At 69.1% G+C, this 21,878-nt stretch carries 14 protein-coding genes; 5 read left to right on the top strand and 9 right to left on the bottom strand.

Translation table 11 applies throughout. The features are described from left to right. Positions 1-151: 151 nt before the first annotated feature. Positions 152-6,541 carry a pullulanase-type alpha-1,6-glucosidase gene (gene pulA, locus JOD52_RS01655; RefSeq protein WP_204408600.1) on the top strand — a complete coding sequence of 2,130 codons (6,390 nt, stop codon included), beginning with the start codon at positions 152-154 and terminating at the stop codon, positions 6,539-6,541. A gap of 176 nt (positions 6,542-6,717) precedes the next feature. On the opposite strand, the gene JOD52_RS01650 is transcribed toward pulA, so the two are convergent. Continuing rightward, positions 6,718-7,740 carry a hypothetical protein gene (locus JOD52_RS01650; RefSeq protein ID WP_204408599.1) on the bottom strand — a complete coding sequence of 341 codons (1,023 nt, stop codon included), beginning with the start codon at positions 7,738-7,740 and terminating at the stop codon, positions 6,718-6,720. Between the two features lie 79 nt (positions 7,741-7,819). Between JOD52_RS01650 and istA (JOD52_RS01645) the strand changes: the two genes are divergently transcribed. The 3 genes from istA (JOD52_RS01645) to JOD52_RS17400 are packed head-to-tail and all read left to right on the top strand — an operon-like array spanning position 7,820 to position 10,255. Further along, positions 7,820-9,382, top strand: a complete 1,563-nt coding sequence (istA, locus tag JOD52_RS01645; RefSeq protein ID WP_204408388.1) for an IS21 family transposase — start codon at positions 7,820-7,822, stop codon at positions 9,380-9,382. After that, positions 9,379-10,125: an ATP-binding protein gene (locus JOD52_RS01640; protein ID WP_338124028.1), complete on the top strand. Its 747-nt coding sequence runs from the start codon at positions 9,379-9,381 to the stop codon at positions 10,123-10,125. The genes istA (JOD52_RS01645) and JOD52_RS01640 overlap by 4 nt, the downstream gene beginning before the upstream one ends. Before the next feature lie 4 nt (positions 10,126-10,129). After that, complete coding sequence (locus JOD52_RS17400) at positions 10,130-10,255, top strand: hypothetical protein (protein WP_275579068.1); 126 nt, start codon at positions 10,130-10,132, stop codon at positions 10,253-10,255. A gap of 231 nt (positions 10,256-10,486) precedes the next feature. Here the strand turns inward: JOD52_RS17400 and JOD52_RS01635 are convergent, their stop codons facing one another. The 8 genes from JOD52_RS01635 to JOD52_RS01605 form a co-directional block, all read right to left on the bottom strand. After that, positions 10,487-12,190 (bottom strand): NAD-dependent epimerase/dehydratase family protein, encoded by a 1,704-nt coding sequence (locus tag JOD52_RS01635; protein WP_204408598.1) that lies wholly within the window; start codon positions 12,188-12,190, stop codon positions 10,487-10,489. Between the two features lie 133 nt (positions 12,191-12,323). Beyond that, entirely contained in the window at positions 12,324-12,686 is a 363-nt protein-coding gene (locus JOD52_RS01630; protein WP_204408597.1) for a hypothetical protein, read from the bottom strand. A gap of 436 nt (positions 12,687-13,122) precedes the next feature. Then, on the bottom strand, positions 13,123-13,254 hold the full coding sequence (locus JOD52_RS17395; RefSeq protein ID WP_275579067.1) for a hypothetical protein: 132 nt from the start codon (positions 13,252-13,254) through the stop codon (positions 13,123-13,125). A 4-nt stretch (positions 13,255-13,258) separates the two neighbouring features. Next, positions 13,259-14,005 (bottom strand): ATP-binding protein, encoded by a 747-nt coding sequence (locus JOD52_RS01625; RefSeq protein WP_338124028.1) that lies wholly within the window; start codon positions 14,003-14,005, stop codon positions 13,259-13,261. Beyond that, a complete protein-coding gene (gene istA, locus JOD52_RS01620; RefSeq protein ID WP_204408388.1) occupies positions 14,002-15,564 on the bottom strand; it encodes an IS21 family transposase in 1,563 nt (520 codons plus the stop codon). The genes JOD52_RS01625 and istA (JOD52_RS01620) overlap by 4 nt, the downstream gene beginning before the upstream one ends. A gap of 520 nt (positions 15,565-16,084) precedes the next feature. After that, complete coding sequence (locus JOD52_RS01615) at positions 16,085-17,365, bottom strand: uracil-xanthine permease family protein (protein ID WP_204408596.1); 1,281 nt, start codon at positions 17,363-17,365, stop codon at positions 16,085-16,087. Positions 17,366-17,483: 118 nt separating this feature from the next. Continuing rightward, positions 17,484-19,304, bottom strand: coding sequence for a DUF7937 domain-containing protein (locus JOD52_RS01610; protein WP_204408595.1), 1,821 nt, complete (start codon positions 19,302-19,304; stop codon positions 17,484-17,486). A 175-nt stretch (positions 19,305-19,479) separates the two neighbouring features. Beyond that, a complete protein-coding gene (locus tag JOD52_RS01605; protein ID WP_017824930.1) occupies positions 19,480-19,899 on the bottom strand; it encodes a YccF domain-containing protein in 420 nt (139 codons plus the stop codon). Positions 19,900-20,036: 137 nt separating this feature from the next. On the opposite strand from JOD52_RS01605, the gene argS reads away from it, so the two are divergent. After that, entirely contained in the window at positions 20,037-21,797 is a 1,761-nt protein-coding gene (gene argS, locus JOD52_RS01600) for an arginine--tRNA ligase (RefSeq protein ID WP_204408594.1), read from the top strand. The last annotated feature ends 81 nt before the right edge of the window (positions 21,798-21,878 follow it).

Here is a 21,878-nt window from a genome sequence, read left to right as displayed (position 1 = left end):
CAGCACTTAGGGTGGTGGGACCGCACTCGCAGCGCTGTCGCTCCGGGCGCGGATGAATTTCTTGCACCTGTCTCGAAGGGCGCGTCGCCCCGAGGTGTGTGCCCCGGCCGAATCCCTCGGTCGTTCCTTGCCCGGACAGAGGAGCCCCCGCATGTCGGTATCGCGGTCCCCCCGCCCCGTCCCCTCCCATCGCGCTGCCCGCAGCTCGACCATCGCCGCTCCCCTGCCGCGCCGCGGGGTGGCGATCCTCGCGGCGCTGATGATGGCGATGGCCAGTGTGCTGGGCACCGCCCCGCTGGTGCACGCCGTCGGGCCGAACGACCCGGTGCTGGTGGGCTCCCTGCAGGACGAGCTGGGCTGCGGGGCCGACTGGGCCCCGGACTGCGAGTCCACCAAGCTGCTGCCCACCGGCGAGGCCGGTGTGTGGGCCGCGACCTTCGAGATCCCCGCCGGGCAGTGGGAGGCGAAGGTCGCCATCGGCGGCTCCTGGGACGAGGCCTACGGTCTGAACGGCGGCGACGAGAACATCCCGCTGGCCGTCTCCGCAGCCACCACGGTGCGCTTCCAGTTCGACGAGGCCACCGACCGCGTCTCCATCGCCCTGCCGGAGCAGCCGGGTGAGTACACCGAGGACGATGCCGCCCTGGCCGCAGCCCCGCATCGCCACCCCGGCGCCGGGCAGACCTTCTACTTCGTGCTCACCGACCGCTTCGAGAACGGCGACCCGAGCAACGACACCGCGGGCATCGAGGGCGACCGTCTGGACCACGGCTTCGACCCCGCCGACAAGGGCTTCTACCAGGGCGGCGACATCGCGGGCCTGCACTCCAAGCTGGACTACATCGAGGGCCTAGGGATGAGCGCCATCTGGCTCACCCCCTCCTTCAAGAACAACCCGGTCCAGGGCGAGGGCGAGAACGCGAGCGCCGGCTACCACGGCTACTGGGTCACCGACTTCACCACCATCGACCCTCATCTGGGCACCAATGACGAGCTGAAGGCCCTGATCGACGACGCCCACTCCCGCGGCATCAAGGTGTACTTTGACATCATCACCAACCACACCGCGGACCTCATCGACTACGAGGAGGGCGAGTACGGCTACATCGACCAGGCCACCTCCCCGTACCGCGACGCGAACGGCAACCCGGTGGACCTCGCCGAGGTGGCGCAGTCCCCCGACTTCCCCACCTTCGACCCGGAGACCTCCTTCCCGTACACCCCGGTGCGCAGCGAGGAGAACACGGTGATGGTGCCGGAGATCCTCAACGACGTCACGATGTACCACAACCGCGGCAACTCCACCTGGCAGGGCGAGTCCGTCACCCACGGCGACTTCGACGGTCTGGACGACGTGATGACCGAGGACCCGCGGGTCGTGGCCACCATGGAGGACATCTACACCACCTGGATGGACTTCGGGATCGACGGGTTCCGCATCGACACCGTCAAGCACGTGGACTTCGCGTTCTGGCAGACCTTCACCAGCACCCTGGCCCAGCATCAGGGCTCCACCCCGGCGGGCGAGGAGTTCTTCACCTTCGGTGAGGTGTACGACGCCGACGCCACCCTGCTGTCCCCGTACGTGCGCGATACCGACATGGACTCCGTGCTGGACTTCGCGTACCAGTCGGCCGGCACCAACTGGGCCCGCGGCTACACCGCCCAGGGCATGGCGAGCCTGTTCGACGCCGACGACCACTACATCACCCCCACCTCCTCCCCGGCGGACCTGCCCACCTTCGTGGGCAACCACGACATGGGCCGGGTGGGTTTCCTGCTGCGCGACTCCGGCCGGCTCGACGAGCGCGCCGCGTTCGCGCACACCACCATGCTGCTCACCCGCGGCCAGCCGGTGATCTACTACGGCGACGAGCAGGGCTTCGTGGGCGACGGCAACGACAAGGACGCCCGCCAGTCGATGTTCCCCAGCCGCACCCCGTCCTACCTGGACGACACCCTGATCGACGGCACCCCTTACGGTCCCGGGGCGCACTTCGACACCGACGCGCAGCTGTACCCGCTGATCAGCGAGCTGGCCACCCTGCGCAACAGCACCCCGGCCCTGTCCACCGGCGCGCAGATCGAGCTGTACGCCGAGGACGGTGCCGGCGTGTACGCCTTCTCCCGCGTGGACCGCGAGCAGAAGATCGAGCACGTGGTGGCGCTGAACAACGCCGGTGAGGCGCGCACCGTCACCCTGACCACCCTCACCCCGGGGGCGAGCTACACCGTGCTGAACGGCGACCACGCCCCCGTCACGGCCGGGGCCGACGGCACCGTGGAGCTGACCGTGCCCTCGCTCGACGCCGTGGTGCTGGTGGCCGATCGCCCCGTGGCCGCTGCCGGCGAGGCGCAGTCGATCACCCTCACCCCCGCCGCCGGCGGCGCGGTGGAGGGCCTGGCCCCGATCAGCGCGCAGATCACTGCGGACCGCTGGGCCGAGACCTCCTTCAGCTACCGCCTGGCCGGCCAGCTGGCATGGGAGCCGCTGGGCACCGCCGAGGACGACACCCCCCGTGTGTTCCACGACGTGCGCGGCCTGCCCGCGGGCACCGTGATCGAGTACCGCGCGGTCTCCACCGACGCCGACGGCTCGCGGGTCGCGGCCTCCACCACCGCCGTGGTGGGTGCGGACCTCTCCGCCACCGGCCCGCAGGAGGGCCCCGGCGGGATCGACGAGCAGTCGGTCACCCTGCCCGGCTCCCACAACGCGGCCATGGGCTGCACCGGGGACTGGATGCCCGACTGCGAGGCCGCCCAGCTGGGCCTGGACGAGGCCTCCGGCAAGTACACCGGCACCTTCGACCTGCCGGCCGGCACCTACGAGTTCAAGGTCGCCCACGGCGGCTCCTGGGACGAGAACTACGGCGCCGGGGGCGTGCCCGGCGGCGAGAACATCACCTACACCCACGAGGGCGGCCCGATCACCTTCTGGTACGACCCGGTCACCCACGTGGTCCAGTCCAGCGCCGACGGTCCCTTCGTGACCCTGCCCGGCTCCTTCAACGCGGCCGTGGGCTGCACGGAGGACTGGATGCCCTCCTGCATGGCCACCTGGATGCAGGACGGCGACGGAGACGGCGTGTACACCTTCTCCACCGACGCCATCCCCACCGGCAACTACGAGGTGAAGGTGGCCCACGGCGGCTCCTGGGACGAGAACTACGGCGTGGACGGCGCCCCCGGCGGCGCCAACTACACCTTCTCCACGCAGGAGGGGAAGGTCGTGACCTTCTCCTACGACCTGGCCACCCACGTGCTCACCATCGAAACGGAGGACCCGCTGGTGACGGGCGCCGGCCAGCAGCTGGCGCACTTCGTGGACGCCGACACCATCGCCTGGCCCGCCTCGCAGGTGAGCGACCAGGCGGCCACCACCTGGCAGCTGTACTCCGCACCGGAGGGCGGCCTCGCAGTGGTCGACGGTGAGGTCACCGGCGGCGAGCAGATCGGCGAGCTGAGCCTGCGCGAGGGCGCACTGGATGCGGCCGAGCTGGAGGGCCGCGGCCACCTGAGCGACTTCCTGGCGCTGGACCTGTCCGGCGTGGACCGGGCGGCGCTCGAGGAGGCACTCACCGGAGAGCTGCTGGTGGCGCAGTTCGGTGCCGACGGCATCGAGATCCTCACCGGTCTGCAGATCCCGGGCGTGCTGGATGCCCTGTACGCAGAGGCTGCGGCCGGCCAGGAGCTGGGCCCGGTGTTCGGGCAGGACGGCGCCCCCACGCTGTCGCTGTGGGCCCCGACCGCGAAGAACGTGTCCCTGCAGCTGGCTCCCGGGGTCTCCCCCGAGGCTGCGGGTCCCGCGCGTGCTGCTGCACCTGCTGCTGCGCCTGCTGGTCCCGCTGCCCGTGCCGTCGCCCCGGAGGATGCCCTGGTGCTGCCGATGGAGCGGGGCGAGGGCGGCGTGTGGACGATCGCCGGCGAGCCCGGCTGGGAGGACCGCGAGTACACCTTCGCGGTGGACGTGTACGTCCCCGCCGAGGGCGAGGTGGTCACCAACGTGGTCACCGACCCGTACTCGGTGGGGCTGACGCTGAACTCGCAGCAGTCGGTGATGGTGGACCTGGACGACGAGCGCTGGGCCCCGCAGGTGTGGACGGACACTCCTGCCCCGCAGGTCGAGCAGTTCGCCGATCAGACCATCTACGAGCTGCACATGCGGGACTTCTCCGCCGGTGACGAGGGCCTGCCGGAGGAGGTGCGCGGCACCTACGCGGCGTTCGGGCACCCGGACTCGACCGGGTCGGCGCGCCTGCAGGAGCTCTCCGATGCGGGCGTGACCACGGTGCATCTGCTGCCCACCTTCGACATCGCCACGATCGAGGAGGACCGCGCCCAGCAGGTCGAGCCGGAGATCCCCGATGCGGGCCCGGCCTCGCCGGACCAGCAGGCGGCGATCGCGGAGGTCGCGGATCAGGACGCCTACAACTGGGGCTACGACCCGTACCACTACCAGACCCCGGAGGGTTCCTACGCGACCGCCGGGAACCAGGTGGGCGGTGCCCGTACCGCGGAGTTCCGCTCGATGGTCGGTGAGCTGCACGGGATGGGCCTGCAGGTGGTGCTGGACAAGGTGTACAACCACACCGCTGCTCACGGTCAGGCCGATCGTTCGGTGCTGGACAGGGTGGTGCCGGGCTACTACCACCGGCTGAACCTGAGCGGCGGGGTGGAGAACTCCACCTGCTGCTCGAACATCGCCACCGAGAACGCGATGGCCGGCCGCATGATGGTGGACTCCACCGTGCTGTGGGCCCGCCAGTACGGGGTGGATGGTTTCCGCTTCGACCTGATGGGTCACCACTCCCGCGAGAACATGGAGCAGGTGCGAGCCGCTCTGGACGAGCTGACCCTGGAGGCCGATGGCATCGACGGCTCCGGGATCTACCTGTACGGCGAGGGCTGGGACTTCGGTGAGGTGGCCGGCAACGCGCGCTTCACCCAGGCCACGCAGGGGCAGCTGGACGGCACCTCGATCGGGTCGTTCAACGACCGTCTGCGGGACGCGGTGCACGGCGGTAGCCCCTTCGACGTCGACAAGCGCACCAACCAGGGCTTCGGCAACGGCCTGTACACGATGCCCAACGGCAACGCGCAGCTGAGCGAGGACGAGCAGCTGGAGGATCTGCGCTACCGCACCGACCTGATCCGTCTGGGTCTGGCGGGGAGCCTGAAGGACTTCGAGCTGGAGTCCTCTAGCGGGGAGGTGCTGCGCGGTGACCAGCTGGACTACAACGGGGCACCGGCCGGCTTCACCTCCCGACCGGAGGAGTCGGTGAACTACGTGGACGCCCACGACAACGAGGCGCTGTACGACCTGAACGTGTGGAAGCTGCCGCAGGACGCGTCGATGGAGGTGCGGGGGCGGATGAACACGCTGTCGCTGGCCACGGCGACCCTGGGCCAGTCCCCCTCGTTCTGGGCGGGCGGCACCGACCTGATGCGCTCGAAGTCCCTGGACCGCGACTCCTACAACTCCGGTGACCACTTCAACGTGATCGACTGGACGATGCAGGACAACGGCTTCGGCCGCGGCCTGCCGCCGGAGGGCAAGAACGGTGAGGCGTGGGACCTGATGGTGCCGATGCTGGAGGACCCGGGCAAGACCCCCTCCCCGGCGGACATCGAGTTCAGCTCGGAGGTGACGCTGGACCTGCTGCGCCTGCGTTCCTCCACGAACCTGTTCACCCTGGGCGAGGCGGAGCTGATCCACCAGAAGGTCAGCTTCCCCAACGCCGGTGCGGATGCCACGCCCGGTCTGTTGGTGATGCGGATCGACGACACGGTGGGCCCGGATGCGGATCCGGCGCTGGACGGCCTGGTCACGGTGTTCAACGCCTCCGATGAGCCGATCACCGAGCAGATCGACGGCATGGAGGGACTGGAGTACTCGCTGCACCAGGTGCAGGCCGAGGGTGTTGACCCAGTGGTCAAGGAGTCCACCTGGGTGGCCTCCACCGGAACGGTGACGGTGCCGGCGCACACGGTGGCCGTGTTCGTGGCCCCGCAGGAGACGCAGCCCGGTGAGCCGGGAGAGCCCGGCGAGCCCGGCGAGCCTGGCGAGCCTGGTGAGCCCGGTCAGCCGGGAGAGCCCGGTGAGCCCGGTCAGCCGGGAGAGCCCGGTGAACCGGGGCAGCCCGGTGAACCGGGGCAGCCCGGCGAGCCTGGCGAGCCCGGTCAGCCGGGAGAGCCCGGTGAACCGGGGCAGCCCGGTGAGCCCGGTGAGCCCGGTGAGCCTGGCACCCCCGGTGAGCCCGGCAAGCCCGGTCAGCCGGGTGAGCCCGGTGAGCCCGGCACCCCCGGTGACCCTGGCACCCCCGGTGAGCCCGGCACCCCCGGTGACCATGGCACCCCCGGTGAGCCCGGCCAGCCCGGTAAGCCCGGTGACCCGGGCAAGCCTGAGAATCCCGGACGCGCCGACGGTGACCGCGGTCCCCTGGCCCGCACCGGCATCGAGCTGTGGGGCTACCTGCTGGCCGCGTCAGCGGTTATCGCTGTGGGCGGCGGGCTCGCCGCCTGGAGGCGCCGCGAGAGCTGACCCCGTGCCAGCCCACACCTCACGGTTGTGCGCGCTGAGGTTCCAGGAATGGAGTCTCAGCGCGCACAACCGTTTCTGCACGACTCGCGGTGCAGGTGCACAGATCAGGAACCTGGTCGGCGAGGAGCTAAGCAAACGGGCAGGCGAGAGGCGCAGGAAACGGGCAGGCGCGCGGCTCAGGAACCCGGCAGGTGCGCGATGACGCCGCTGAGGTAGTGCTCGCCACCCTCGGGCACCGGGATCTGGGCGGAGGAAAGCTCGCTCATGTCCGCCAGAACGTACCGGGTCAGTCGGGCGTCGCCCTCCCCCTGCTGGGTGAGCACCAGCAGTTCGTCGCCCACCACGGAGATCTGGCGCAACCCGGGGCCCACATCGACGGTGCTCGCCTCCCCCGTTGCTGCATCCAGCACGGTGACCTGCCCGTAGGCGTCCATGTCCCGGAAGGGCGCGTTCATGAAGGTGTGGGTGCAGACGAGCCACCCCTCGGCCCCAGCGACGATGTAGGGCGAGGCCGCCCCCAGGTCAACCTGGCCGGCCTCACCGGTGTCGACGTCCACCATGTCCACGGTGGAGACCTCCTGCCCGCTGCCGTCCGGGTCGGAGGTGGCGCCGGCCGGGAGGTACAAGGTGCCCTCGTGCACCAGGGCGGACACCGGCGTGCGGCTGTCCCCCAGTTCGATGCGGTCCAGTTCCTCGAACGTCGCGGCATCGAAGGTGATCACCACGGTCCTCTCGGTCTCAGCCTCCCCGAGAGGGCCGACTGCGTACAGCCGATCACCCCCCAATGCCAGGCCCGACAGGAGGGTCTCGGGGACGAGAGCCTCGGCGGCGATCTCCCCGTCCATCGTCCTGCGGCGCACGTGGGCGGCACCGTCGATGGCATTGGTGGTGTAGAACGCCTGGTCATCGGCGACCACGCCCCAGATGGCCGGTTCGTCGACCTCGAAGCCCTGGACCGCACAGCTCTCCTGCGAGTAGCGCAGCAGATGGGTGCCGTCATAGGAGACGCTGCCGTTGGCCACCATCCACGCATTGGTCCCGTGCCGGAACGGCGCCTCTGCCAGGGCAGCCTCCAGACCCTTGAAGGGCAGGGTCCTGCTGGCCGCCACCCCCTGGTGAATATTCGCCTCGCTGGGGTCCGCTGATCGAGGGTTCGGGTGCCACGTCGCTGCCGTAGCGGTGGCGTCGTTCGGGACCACCAGTGGTGTCGTTGGGGCCGCTCTGTCTACGCTCCTTCCGCCGTGTGTATAGGGCACGCGGCGGAAGGAGCAATCTGGAATGGTACGGAAGATCAGGGCGAAGCTGGTGCTCCAGCTGCGCGCAGAAGGTCTGTCGGGGCGAGCGATTTCGTCCTCGCAGGGCATGTCCCGCAAGTCCGTGAGGGCGGTGTTCGAGGCCGCTGACGCTGCAGGGATCGGGTGGGGCGATATCGCGGACGTCGCCGATGAGCAGGTGTATGCCCGGTTGTTCCCGGGCCGGGGCGAGCACGAGAGCGTGTTCGCACAGCCGGACTGGGAACAGGTCCATCGAGAGATGGCCAGGGTCGGCGTGACGCTGAAGCTGTTGCACGGCGAGTACTTCGACGCGACCACGGCGGCTGGGGATCCGGCGATGGGGTATGACCGGTTTTGCCGCACCTACCAGCACCACGTCATGGTCACCGGTGCCGCTTCGAGAGTCGGTCACAAGGCCGGCCAGAGCGTGGAGGTCGACTGGTCCGGCCCCACGATGGAGCTGGCCGATCCGGTCACCGGCGAGGTCTCGAAGGTGTTCTTGTTCGTTGCCTGCCTGCCTTTTTCTCGTTACGCGTTCTGCTTCCCGGCGCTGGATATGCGCCAGGAGTCCTGGCTGCGAGCGCACGTAGCGATGTTCGAGGCGCTGGGCGGGACGGTCCCGAGGATCGTTCCGGACAACCTCAAGACCGGTGTGGTGAAGCACCCCCGCGAGGGCGAGATCGTCCTGAACGATGCGTATCGCGAGATGGCAGCGCATTACTCGGCGGCGGTGCTCCCGGGGAGGGTGCGGAAACCGAAAGACAAGGCGAGCGTGGAGAACACCGTCGCGCACGTCGCGACCTGGGTCATCGCCGGGCTGCGGGATCAGCGATTCACGTCCCTGCCCGAACTTGCAGCCGCCATCGGGCAGCGGATGGAGGCCTATAACGCGGAGCCGTTCCAGAAGCGGCCCGGATCCCGCGCCAGCGTGTTCGACGCGGAGGAGCGGCCGCTGCTGACGCCGCTGCCGGCGGTGCCCTACGAGATCTCGACATGGCACTACGGACGACGAGTGGGCAGGAACGGGCACGTCACGTTCGCGCGGAACTTCTACTCCGCGCCGTTCGCGCACATCGGCGCGAAGGTCGATCTGCGCATCACGGCCCGGACGCTGGAGATCTATCAGGGCAGCCAGCGACTGACCAGTCACCTGCTGCTCCCGGAGACCGCGAGCAATGAGTACCGCACCAACGACGCGGACCTACCTGCGGGCGAGCGTTTCCAGGCCTGGGACGCGCAGAGGGTGCGGGCGTGGGCAGATCGGGTCGGGCCGGCCACGGTGATCGTGATCCAGCGGATCTTCGAGTCCGTGCCGATCGTGGAACAGGGCCTGGATCCCGCGTTGGCGGTGCTACGGCTCTCTCGCCGCTTCTCCGTAGATCGGGTCGAGGCGGCCTGCGCACTCGCGCTGACGGGACGGGTCCGTTCACCGCGCTATGCGCATCTGCACCCGATCTTGGCCACCGGGCAGGACAAGGTCGCCGCCCTGCGTCCACCCCGCGAGGAACCCGCGGAAGACGGCGGATACGTCCGTGGCGCCGACTACTACGCCGGAGGTGTCCGGTGAGCGTGATCGATAACGACACGAAGCGGAAGCTGCGCGAGATGGGCGCGACCGCGCTGCTGGACGCGATCGATGCCCAGGATGAGGCTCACGTGCTGGGGATGTCGTTCCAGGAACGGCTCCAGCTGATCGTGGACGAGGCGCATTCCATCTTCAATCATGGAAAGGTCGAGGGTCTGATCCGCCGGGCGGGGCTGCGTTATCCCGGAGCGGACCTGCGGCGGCTGGATCTGGTCGAGGAACGGGGACTGAACCGGAACGTGATCGCGCAACTGGCAACCTGCTCCTTCATCCAGCGGCAACAGAACGTGGTCTTCCAGGGCTTCACCGGCTCAGGGAAGTCCTACCTCGGCTGCGCGCTGGCGAAGCAGGCCTGCCAGCACCGGCTCCGAGCCCACTACATCCGAATGCCCGACCTCGAAGAGGCCTGGGCCCTGGCAAAGGACAAGCCGCAGGGCCAGACGAAGTTCCTGCGGAAGTACTCCACGTTCTCGCTGCTGGTGATCGACGAGTGGCTGCTGGACCATCCTGACGAGGGAATGCGTTCGATGCTGCTGGAACTGCTCGAGCGCCGCTATGACACCGGCTCGACCGTGTTCTGCACCCAGTACCCGAAGAAGGACTGGCACGCCCGGCTCGGTGGAGCAGTCCACGCCGATGCGATCATGGACCGCATCGTGCACAACACAATCTGGATCGACACCGGCGACAGGAACATGCGAGAACACACCGCACTGCCCCAGTGACCCGATGCCGGCGGGAGCCAGTGGTCCCCACCGCGGCGGCTACTGGCCCCCGTCGGCACGATCGGCGGTCCCCAAGAGCAAGATTCGGTGGCTCCCACGACTACGAATACTCACCTGGTCGCGCACGTAGTCCATGCGGCTGGAGCGGGCGGTCTGGGTCGACCAGATCACCGCGGCGTCCCAGCCCTCGGTGGGGCACCCGCCGACCCGCCTCGATCACCCCAGGGAAACGCCGTTCCGCACCCCGCCACCAATGCCAGCAGTCCTATGGCGAGAACCCGACGCTTGATCTTCACGACGAGTCACTCCTTCCGCGGAGCAAGTGCCCATCGAGGGTGATCGCATCATAGAGTGATGTAGCTCACTCCAGCGGGGTGAAGGTCTCCTTGTCGGTGCGGAAGGCACGCCGGCGGGCGTAGGCATGCACCTGGTCCAGCACCGCCGCCTGTCGGTCCACGTTCTCCACGAGGTCGGCGAACACCTGCTTGTCCAGCCCCAGCAGGTCGGCGTTGTCCCGCAGGGTCTCCCAACCGCCCTTCTTGGCCAGCACCGCACTGCGCATCAGCTCGACCTCCAGCACGAGCGTCATCGGCGAGCGCTTGACCAGCACGCCGTTGTTCTTCAGCCGTGCCACCTTCTCCCCGGCCCATGCGGCGGCCTGACGGTGCCGGCGCTGCGCCAGGCCCAGGTCGTGGATGATCTGCTCGAGGAAGTGCTGCTCGGTACGGATCTCGTCGGCCAGCATGGAGAGCTCGGCGAACACGGGGGTGTCCACGTTGGCCTCGGCCATCCGCTGGATCCGGGACACCCCGGCGGCGGAACCGGTGAGGTGGTCGGCCAGGTACAGGCCCAGCAGCTCCCGGTCCACCACAGGAGAGATCCGCTCCCCCGCCTCTGCCGGCCCTCCCGTGCCCTCGGCACCCGCAGAGCCGGCGGCACCCGCTGATCCCATAGCGGCGCCGTCGCCAGCTCGGGCAGGGTCCCCGGAGGCCGAGACCACAGCCGGCAAGGACGCACGGGAGGCATCACGTGGCCGCATCGGCACGGAGTCCGCGCCGGCGCCCTCGATCATCCCGTCCAGCAGTTCTGCCACCGTGTCCGCGGCGCTTCGGGTGGGCTGCCAGCCCAGTTCCTCCTTCGCACGGGAGTTGTCCATCAGCGGCACGTTCATGCCCATGTCCAACCAGCCGGCGTCGGCAGCGACGAGGCCGGTGAGGTGCCCGGCCGACATCGCTGTGCGCACCATCGAAGGCGGCACCTCCACGGGCCGCACCCGCTTGCCGCCGCCGACGATGTCGGCCAGTTCCTGCACACCCAGCACGTCGTCGGCGCAGATGTTGAACGCCCCACCCGCACCGGTCACCGCGGCCGCCGCGTAGGCGGCACTCACGTCAGCGGCGTGGACGGCTTGCAGACGCAGTCCTTTTGGCAGGGGCAGCAGCGGCGGGCGGCCCGCCTTGAGCGCCTGCACCGGCATCCAGGAGCCCAGGAAGTACCGCTGGATCTCGGACGCGGCCTCGGCGGAGAAGATCAGCGCCGGACGCAGACGGGTCACGGTGACCTCGGGGTGCTCCGCGGCGAACTCGTCCAGCACCTGCTCCTGTGCGGCCTTGTCCACGCTGTAGTGGGAGGTGGGGATGCCACCGGTGTGCCAGCTCTCGTCCCGCACCTCCAGCCCCGGGGACGGCGAGTAGGCGCCTACGGAGGAGGCCACCACCAGGGTGTCCACCCCGGCGGCGGCAGCGGCGAGGGCCACGTGGCGGGTGCCCTCGACGTTGACGCGGTGCAGCAGTTCCCGCTTGGAGTTGGGCTGGATCAGCCAAGCCAGGTGGATCACGGCGTCCACATCCGCGAAGGCCTTCTTGAGGTGGGCGATCGCCTCGGCGGGTGCGACCGCCGCTCCGATGTCGATGGAGGCCCAGTCCGCGTGCGAGTACGGTTCTGCGGTCTGATCGGGCATGCGCCGGGCGATGCCCAGCACGGAGGACACCTCCGGGCGCTCGTGCAGGGCCTGCACGACTGCGGTTCCTACGTTCCCGGTGGCACCGACGACGGCGACTCTCATGGACATCTCCCCTCAGGGGTCACGCGCTGCGCGACAGGTTGGGCGTGCGTGCCCCCTCAACCTACGCAGGCATCCTGATCCATGCGAGGGGACAGCCCCTCCTCGACCGCTCGGTACTGCACCGGTACGGCAGTCAGGCGTTGCAGGCTCCCGGATCCACCGGGATACCGGAGACGCGAATGACTGTGGTACCGGGGGCCGAGTAGAGCTGCACGCGGGCGCCGTCCTCACGACTGGTGTCGAATCCGTAGGCCGGGGCTCCCGCCCGTCTGCCCGCCGCGCCGACGGGATCGAAGCCATAGGCACCGAGGATCTCATCGACGGTGCTCTCGCGCATCTCCCACTGCGCATCATCCTCAGGGATGCCGACATCGCTGACGCTGTCGGCCGGAGCCCATCGGCATGTGCCGCCATCGTCCCAGAGCGTCTCCCCACCGTCCGAGTTCCGTTCGGCGCCACCCTCGGGATGCATCGCTGTCTGCAGCGGCTCGACCAACTCCTGGCACGAAGCCCAAGCCTCATCCACGGGGATCGTGCCGGGCTCTGACGGCGTGCAGGCGGCCATTATGAGTAGACCCCCGGCCCCGAGGATGAGCATCTGTGCGCTCTGGCGAATCCCCCGCGTGCCCGCTCCATCCACAAACCCTCCCTCGCATCGACACCCATCCGTATTATGTGGTAGATCACATCAGGGAGTCCAAGGGGGACCCAGATGATTGGCGCAGACACGCAGGAGCTACTGGGTTTGCAGGCAGGGATGATCCGAGCTTCAGGTTCGCTCCAGCAGATCGCCGACGCCCTCATGCAGCAGCTCGCGACTACGACCTGGCACGGATCAGATCGGATTCAGTTCGAGACGAGGCTGGGAGAGGCTCGGCGAGTCTGACCCAGGTCTCCGAGCAGATGAGGGCGAATGCCGGCGAGCTTGGCGGTCACGCAGAGGAGCAGGACCGGGTGAGTATTCGTAGTCGTGGGAGCCACCGAATCTTGCTCTTGGGGACCGCCGATCGTGCCGACGGGGGCCAGTAGCCGCCGCGGTGGGGACCACTGGCTCCCGCCGGCATCGGGTCACTGGGGCAGTGCGGTGTGTTCTCGCATGTTCCTGTCGCCGGTGTCGATCCAGATTGTGTTGTGCACGATGCGGTCCATGATCGCATCGGCGTGGACTGCTCCACCGAGCCGGGCGTGCCAGTCCTTCTTCGGGTACTGGGTGCAGAACACGGTCGAGCCGGTGTCATAGCGGCGCTCGAGCAGTTCCAGCAGCATCGAACGCATTCCCTCGTCAGGATGGTCCAGCAGCCACTCGTCGATCACCAGCAGCGAGAACGTGGAGTACTTCCGCAGGAACTTCGTCTGGCCCTGCGGCTTGTCCTTTGCCAGGGCCCAGGCCTCTTCGAGGTCGGGCATTCGGATGTAGTGGGCTCGGAGCCGGTGCTGGCAGGCCTGCTTCGCCAGCGCGCAGCCGAGGTAGGACTTCCCTGAGCCGGTGAAGCCCTGGAAGACCACGTTCTGTTGCCGCTGGATGAAGGAGCAGGTTGCCAGTTGCGCGATCACGTTCCGGTTCAGTCCCCGTTCCTCGACCAGATCCAGCCGCCGCAGGTCCGCTCCGGGATAACGCAGCCCCGCCCGGCGGATCAGACCCTCGACCTTTCCATGATTGAAGATGGAATGCGCCTCGTCCACGATCAGCTGGAGCCGTTCCTGGAACGACATCCCCAGCACGTGAGCCTCATCCTGGGCATCGATCGCGTCCAGCAGCGCGGTCGCGCCCATCTCGCGCAGCTTCCGCTTCGTGTCGTTATCGATCACGCTCACCGGACACCTCCGGCGTAGTAGTCGGCGCCACGGACGTATCCGCCGTCTTCCGCGGGTTCCTCGCGGGGTGGACGCAGGGCGGCGACCTTGTCCTGCCCGGTGGCCAAGATCGGGTGCAGATGCGCATAGCGCGGTGAACGGACCCGTCCCGTCAGCGCGAGTGCGCAGGCCGCCTCGACCCGATCTACGGAGAAGCGGCGAGAGAGCCGTAGCACCGCCAACGCGGGATCCAGGCCCTGTTCCACGATCGGCACGGACTCGAAGATCCGCTGGATCACGATCACCGTGGCCGGCCCGACCCGATCTGCCCACGCCCGCACCCTCTGCGCGTCCCAGGCCTGGAAACGCTCGCCCGCAGGTAGGTCCGCGTCGTTGGTGCGGTACTCATTGCTCGCGGTCTCCGGGAGCAGCAGGTGACTGGTCAGTCGCTGGCTGCCCTGATAGATCTCCAGCGTCCGGGCCGTGATGCGCAGATCGACCTTCGCGCCGATGTGCGCGAACGGCGCGGAGTAGAAGTTCCGCGCGAACGTGACGTGCCCGTTCCTGCCCACTCGTCGTCCGTAGTGCCATGTCGAGATCTCGTAGGGCACCGCCGGCAGCGGCGTCAGCAGCGGCCGCTCCTCCGCGTCGAACACGCTGGCGCGGGATCCGGGCCGCTTCTGGAACGGCTCCGCGTTATAGGCCTCCATCCGCTGCCCGATGGCGGCTGCAAGTTCGGGCAGGGACGTGAATCGCTGATCCCGCAGCCCGGCGATGACCCAGGTCGCGACGTGCGCGACGGTGTTCTCCACGCTCGCCTTGTCTTTCGGTTTCCGCACCCTCCCCGGGAGCACCGCCGCCGAGTAATGCGCTGCCATCTCGCGATACGCATCGTTCAGGACGATCTCGCCCTCGCGGGGGTGCTTCACCACACCGGTCTTGAGGTTGTCCGGAACGATCCTCGGGACCGTCCCGCCCAGCGCCTCGAACATCGCTACGTGCGCTCGCAGCCAGGACTCCTGGCGCATATCCAGCGCCGGGAAGCAGAACGCGTAACGAGAAAAAGGCAGGCAGGCAACGAACAAGAACACCTTCGAGACCTCGCCGGTGACCGGATCGGCCAGCTCCATCGTGGGGCCGGACCAGTCGACCTCCACGCTCTGGCCGGCCTTGTGACCGACTCTCGAAGCGGCACCGGTGACCATGACGTGGTGCTGGTAGGTGCGGCAAAACCGGTCATACCCCATCGCCGGATCCCCAGCCGCCGTGGTCGCGTCGAAGTACTCGCCGTGCAACAGCTTCAGCGTCACGCCGACCCTGGCCATCTCTCGATGGACCTGTTCCCAGTCCGGCTGTGCGAACACGCTCTCGTGCTCGCCCCGGCCCGGGAACAACCGGGCATACACCTGCTCATCGGCGACGTCCGCGATATCGCCCCACCCGATCCCTGCAGCGTCAGCGGCCTCGAACACCGCCCTCACGGACTTGCGGGACATGCCCTGCGAGGACGAAATCGCTCGCCCCGACAGACCTTCTGCGCGCAGCTGGAGCACCAGCTTCGCCCTGATCTTCCGTACCATTCCAGATTGCTCCTTCCGCCGCGTGCCCTATACACACGGCGGAAGGAGCGTAGACAGAGCGGCCCCAACGACACCACTGGTGGTCCCGAACGACGCCACCGCTACGGCAGCGACGTGGCACCCGAACCCTCGATCAGCGGACCCCAGCGAGGCGAATATTCACCGGGCCAGCGAACCCGACTCCACCTCGGCGACGTTCTCGATGCGGTCGCTGCAGGATCATCTCCGCCGCGCTCAAGAGTCCGACTCTCTGGATGAAGTCCTTCGCCAGCTCTGCGGGGCTTCTGGGGACGCCACACCGGGCTCTCTGGGTGGATTCGAAGATCCCAACACCGTTCGTTCACGATCAATCGGTGTCGACCTCGAGACCATCGATGAGTTCGATCCGAGAACGGTTGTGCAGGGCAACTCGTTCGGCAACTGCTGGCTCCTCGCCACTCTCGCCGCTGTAGCGGAGCAGAACCCCGCGTTGATTGCCGACCAGATAAAGCTCATCAAAGGTGAGACCCCACTGGCTGCCTCACCGCGCGTGCGGGCCGCCCGGCTCGGTGTCGGTGCCGGTCAGATGGCCCAGGCTGTCCATCAGATGGTAGATCCCCAGTGCCGCCAGGGTGCCCAGCGCGATACCGGTGAGCTGGATGCCCTCGATCTCCCAGGTCACGTTGGCGATGCCCACCACCAGGGCCACGCCCGCGGTGAACTGGTTCTTCGGCTTGGAGAAGTCGACCTTGCCGTCCACCCACATGCGCACGCCGATGATGCCGATCAGGCCGTACAGCACGAAGGTGACGCCGCCCAGCACACCGGGCGGGATGGTGAAGATCGCCGCGCCCACCTTCGGGGACAGGGACAGGCCGATCGCGACGATCCCGGCCACCCAGTAGGCGGCGGTGGAGTACACGCGGGTGGCGCTCATGACGCCGATGTTCTCGCCGTAGGTGGTGGTGGGTGAGCCGCCGAACCCAGCGGACAGCGCGGTGGCAGCGCCGTCGGCGAACAGGGTGCGGCCCACCATGTGGTCGAGGTTACGACCGGTCATCAGGCCCACGCTGGTCACATGACCCACGTTCTCGGCCAGCAGCACCAGGATCACCGGCAGGAACATCGGCAGCAGCGCGAGGTTGAACTCGGGGTGGTGGAACTCGGGCAGGCCCAGCCAGGAGGCCTCCGCCACCGGCGTGAAGTCGACCTCTCCGCGCAGCACGGCCACCAGGTAGCCGATCAGGACGCCCACCAACACCGAGACACGGCCCAGCAGCCCCTTGAACAGGGCGGTGCACAGCACCACCGCGAACAGGGTGATGGTGGCGGTGACGGCGGATTCCTTGAAGTTCCCGTACGCGGTGGGGGCCAGGTTGAAGCCGATCAGCGCCACGATCGAGCCCATCACCACCGGTGGCATCAGGCGGCCGATCCAGGCGGTGCCGATGCGGGCCACCAGCAGACCCAGCAGCGCCAGCAGGATGCCGGTGACCATCACCCCGCCCAGGGCCGCGCCCATGGAATCGGCCTCGGTGGAGGCCACGATCGGCGCGATGAACGCGAAGGAGGAGCCCAGGTAGCTGGGCACCCGGTTGCGGGTGATCAGCAGGAACATCAGCGTGCCGATGCCGCTGAACAGCAGGGTGGTCGAGGGCGGGAACCCGGTGAGCAGGGGCACCAGGAAGGTGGCACCGAACATGGCGATCACGTGCTGGGCGCCGATGCCGATGGTCACCGGCCAGGCCAGGCGCTCCTCGGGCTTGACGATGGCGGCGGGGGCGACGGTGCGGCCGTTGCCGTGCAGGGTCCAGAGCGGCATGGCTCTCCAGGGGTGTGAGCGGGGTGGGGATCGGGGTGGTGCCTGGTGGGAGTAGAGGGGGTGGCCGGGAGGAGGCCGGGAGGAGGCCGGGCAGGTGTCGGGGGCTGGTCGGGGCGGCTCAGCCGCCGGGGAAGGCCTTCTTGCGGGCGCGCTCGGCGTTGACGTCGGGCACCTGGTCCAGGAGGGAGTCGCGGCGGGTGTCGCGCAGGCGGAAGTCGGCGAACATCTTGCCGAGGTCCGGTGCGCCGAACTCGTCGCGCACCGGGGCGGGGACGGTGAGCATCAGCGCAGTGGCGATGCCGACGGCGATGGCCACACCACCGGTGAGCAGCCCGGCGCCGGCGCCGGTGGCCACGGAGTTCACGATGGTGTCCAGGAATCCGACCACCACCAGCAGACTGCCGGCGATGACGCCGCTGGCGCGGGCCACCTCCGCACGACGCTCCAGCAGCGCCTTGCGGGCGAACAGGGACACGGCCACGAAGCAGGCGCACACCACGGCGTCCAGCAGGTGCAGCACAGGCCCACCGGGGGTCACGCCCGTGGGCGAGGCGATCGCGGCCAGCACGTGCCAGATCACGGCCGCACCGTGCATGAGCACGCTGAACTCGAAGGCCCGCACGGTGTACACCAGCCAGTCCACGCGACGGAACGAGATCGGGATCGTGCGCACGAAGGAACGGGAGATCATCAGTCCGAACGCTGCGAACAGGGCCGGCAGGTACACGAAGCCGGTGGCGAAGCTGAGCGGGGCGGCGAACTGGAGGCGCAGGGTGTTGTCGGCCAGGGCGCACATCACCAGGCCTGCCACCGCGGCGATGGAGAACACGATCCAGGAGCGGTCCTTGCGCCACACGGCACCGAACACGATCCCCAGCAGCAGGGCGGAGATCAGGGCGTCGGCGAAGGCCCGCAGTGAGAAGCCCCAGCCGGTGGTGAACAGGCGGCCCACGATCATCACGAGGGCCAGCAGCAGGGCCGCGGCGGCGGCCACGCCGATGCCGAGGACCACCAGTCGTGCCCGGTTGCGTGCCACCAGGTGCGGGAGGTAGCCCTCGTGGGCGCGCGGCTCCATGCCGACGATCGCGCCCAGGAGCAGCAGCGGCACCCCCACCCCGATGCCCACCGGGGGCCCATCGGGCAGGGAGGAGAACAGCACGGGCAGGGAGGCGGCGAGGTCGGCGACCACCACGATCAGTGCGGTGAGCAGGGCCGGCAGCAGACCGACCACCCGCACCATCCGCACCACGTTCAGGGGCGGCTGCGCTGGGATCCAGCGCAGCAGGTGCACGGCGATCAGCGCCGCCAGGCCGATGCCGATCGAGACCTTGCCCAGGGTGTCGAGGATCGGCACCGAGGCGAAAGTGAAGGTGGTGGTGAGCGCGGTGACCAGGCATACCAGGGCGAGAAGGTCGCGCAGGGCGTCGAACACCCCGAGCTCGCGGAACCGCTCGGGCATCTCGATCCCGCTGGCGCGGTCCTCGACGTTGGGGGTGGTGCCGGAGCGGGCGTAGCTGGTCGTGCGGGAGGGCAGCACGGCCTCCCCGGGGCGTCCCTGGCCGGGGGCCTCGCGGTCCTCGGTGTCCAGGTCCCAGTCGACCAGTCTGCGCGCAGTTCCCTGGCGGGGCTCACCGGTGGGCCACGGGGGTGCAGCAGAACTCGGGGTCAGCGGTGAGCGCACGGCCGTGGGGCTCCCGGGGGTGCCCGCCTGTTCCGCACTCGGCCTGGCGGAGTCATTGCCGGCGCGTTCGGCGTCCTCGGCGAGCTGCGCCTGCAGCGCCTGGGCCCGTTCGGCGCGCTTGCGCTCCAGCAGCGGGGCCGCGTACCTGTCGAAGGCGGCACGGTCGGGCAGCTGCTCGGTGGGCAGGGTGTGGGGGTCGTCGGATGCGAAGATCCAGTCGGCGTCCCCTGCCGTGCCTCGCTCGCGCTCCCCCGCCATACAGCCCTCTTCCTCCGGTCGACCTGCCGTGACGAGTCTAGGAGAGCCGCCCGTGGGAGCCCGCCGTGGCGCGCCGGGGGCCGGGCGTGATCCTGGCGTGCTCTGCGCCGGGCCGGGACCATTCGGACCGGGCCCGGCCGCCCCGGTTCCGGCCACTCGGGGCGGGGTGTAGCGCTCAGCCGGCGGTGGGGAACATCTTCGCGCGCTGCGAGCTGGAGTCCACGACCTCCTTGCCGAAGGGGAAACAGGTCACCGGGATCAGCTTGATGTTCGCCCACGCCAGCGGGATCCCGATGATGGTGACGGCCTGGGCGACGGCGGTGACGACGTGGCCGATGGCCAGCCACAGCCCGGCCACGAGGAACCACACCACGTTGCCCACGCCGCTGAGGGCGCCACCGCGACCGGTGACGATCACCTCGCGACCGAAGGGCCACAGCACGAAGCCCGCGAGGCGGAAGGAGGCCACACCGAAGGGGATGGTGACGATGAAGATGCAGGCGATCACGCCTGCCAGCAGGTACCCCAGGAACAGGGGGATGCCGGCGGTGAACAGCCAGATGAGGTTGAGGACCAGGGTGATGAAGAAGCGCATGCCCTAAGCCTAGAGACCGGTCCTGACGAACCACCAGGAGGAAAGCCCCCGGATCTGCACTGGTTCCCCACCGCGGTCGACGGATCTCACGCCCCGCCGAGGCCCTCACCGGTTCAGCACCGGATTACCCTGAGTCCATGCCTGCTCCCGAGATCGTGCTGACCCAGCGCTTCCAGTCCGCCTTCACCTCCGCCTTCGGAGCCGAGTACGCCGAGGCCGACCCGCTGATCCGCCCCTCCCAGTTCGCCGACTTCCAGTGCAACGCTGCGATGGGCCTGGCCAAGCGACTGGGCAAGAAGCCGCGCGACATCGCCGCCGAGATCGTGGAGGCCGTGCAGCTGGACGACGTGGCCGAGCCGTTGGAGATCGCCGGCCCCGGTTTCCTGAACATCCGCCTGCGCACCGACTGGATCGCCGCGCAGGCCGCCGAGCTGGCGCAGGACTCCCGCCTGGGCACACCCGAGCAGACCCCCCGCACCGTGGTGCTGGACTACTCCGCCCCCAACGTGGCCAAGGAGATGCACGTGGGGCACCTGCGCACCACCGTGGTGGGCGATGCCCTGGCCCGCACCCTGGAGTCGCTGGGCCACACCGTGATCCGCCAGAACCACATCGGCGACTGGGGCACCCCGTTCGGGATGCTGATCGAGCACCTGCTGGAGGTGGGCGAGGACTCGGAGGAGGCCGGCCTGCTGCTGACCGACCCCAATGCCTTCTACCAGGCGGCACGCCAGAAGTTCGATGCCACCGACGGCGATCAGGGCGCCGGCGAGGACTCCTTCGCCGCCCGGGCCCGCCGCCGTGTGGCGACCCTGCAGTCCGGTGATGCGCAGTCCCTGGAGATCTGGCAGCGCCTGGTGGGACTGTCCAAGCAGTACTTCCACCGCATCTACGACGAGCTGGACGTGACCCTCACCGACGCGGACCTCGCCGGGGAGTCCACCTACAACGACCTGCTGGAGGCGGTGTGCCGCGACCTCGAGGAGGCCGGCATCGCCCGCATCTCCGACGGGGCTCTGTGCGTGTTCCCCGAGGGCTTCACGGGGCGTGACGAGCAGCCGCTGCCACTGATCATCCGCAAGTCCGACGGCGGCTACGGCTACGCCACCACCGATCTGGCCGCGATCCGCCACCGGGTGCAGACCCTGGGAGCCGACCGTATCGGGTACGTGGTGGGCACCGCCCAGGAGCTGCACTTCAAGATGATCTTCCAGACCGCACGCGAGGCGGGCTGGCTGCCGGAGACCGTTGAGGCCACCCACGTGAAGATCGGCTCCGTGCTCGGCGAGGACGGAAAGATCCTGCGCACCCGCTCCGGCTCCTCCCTGCGCCTGATGGCGCTGCTGGAAGAAGCGGTGGCCAAGGCCCGCGGCGTGATCGACGAGCTGCGCCCGGACCTGCCCGAGGACCAGCGCGCCTCGATCGCCCACGACATCGGCATCGGCGGCGTGAAGTACGCGGACCTCTCCACCGCGCACGACTCGGACTACGTGTTCGACCTGGACCGGATGCTGGCGCTGACCGGCAACACCGCCCCGTACCTGCAGTACGCGGTGGCGCGGATCCGTTCGATCGGCCGTCGAGCCGCCGAGCAGGGCGTCGATGCCACCGGTGTCACCCCGCACGTGGTCAACGACGCCGAGCGCGCCCTGGCGCTGCAGCTGCTCGAGTTCGGTCCCACGCTCGCGCAGGTGGGGGCCAGCTACGAGCCGCACCGCCTGTGCGCGTACCTGTTCGCCACCGCACAGGCCTTCACCTCGTTCTACGAGGCCTCCCCCATCCTCAAGGAGGAGGACCCGCAGGTCCGGGTGGGGCGCCTGGCGCTGACCCAGCTCACCGAGCGGGTGCTGGTCGATGGTCTCGCAGCCCTCGGAGTGAACGCCCCGCAGCAGATGTGAGAGCCTGCCGGGCCGCTCCTGGCGCGCCCCGAGGGGCCCGCGTCCCCCCGGGCGTGACCGGATCGTGTCCCACCGTTACCC

Source organism: Brachybacterium muris (genome assembly GCF_016907455.1).
GTDB lineage: Bacteria > Actinomycetota > Actinomycetes > Actinomycetales > Dermabacteraceae > Brachybacterium > Brachybacterium muris.
This window is presented reverse-complemented; position numbering and strand designations above follow the sequence as displayed.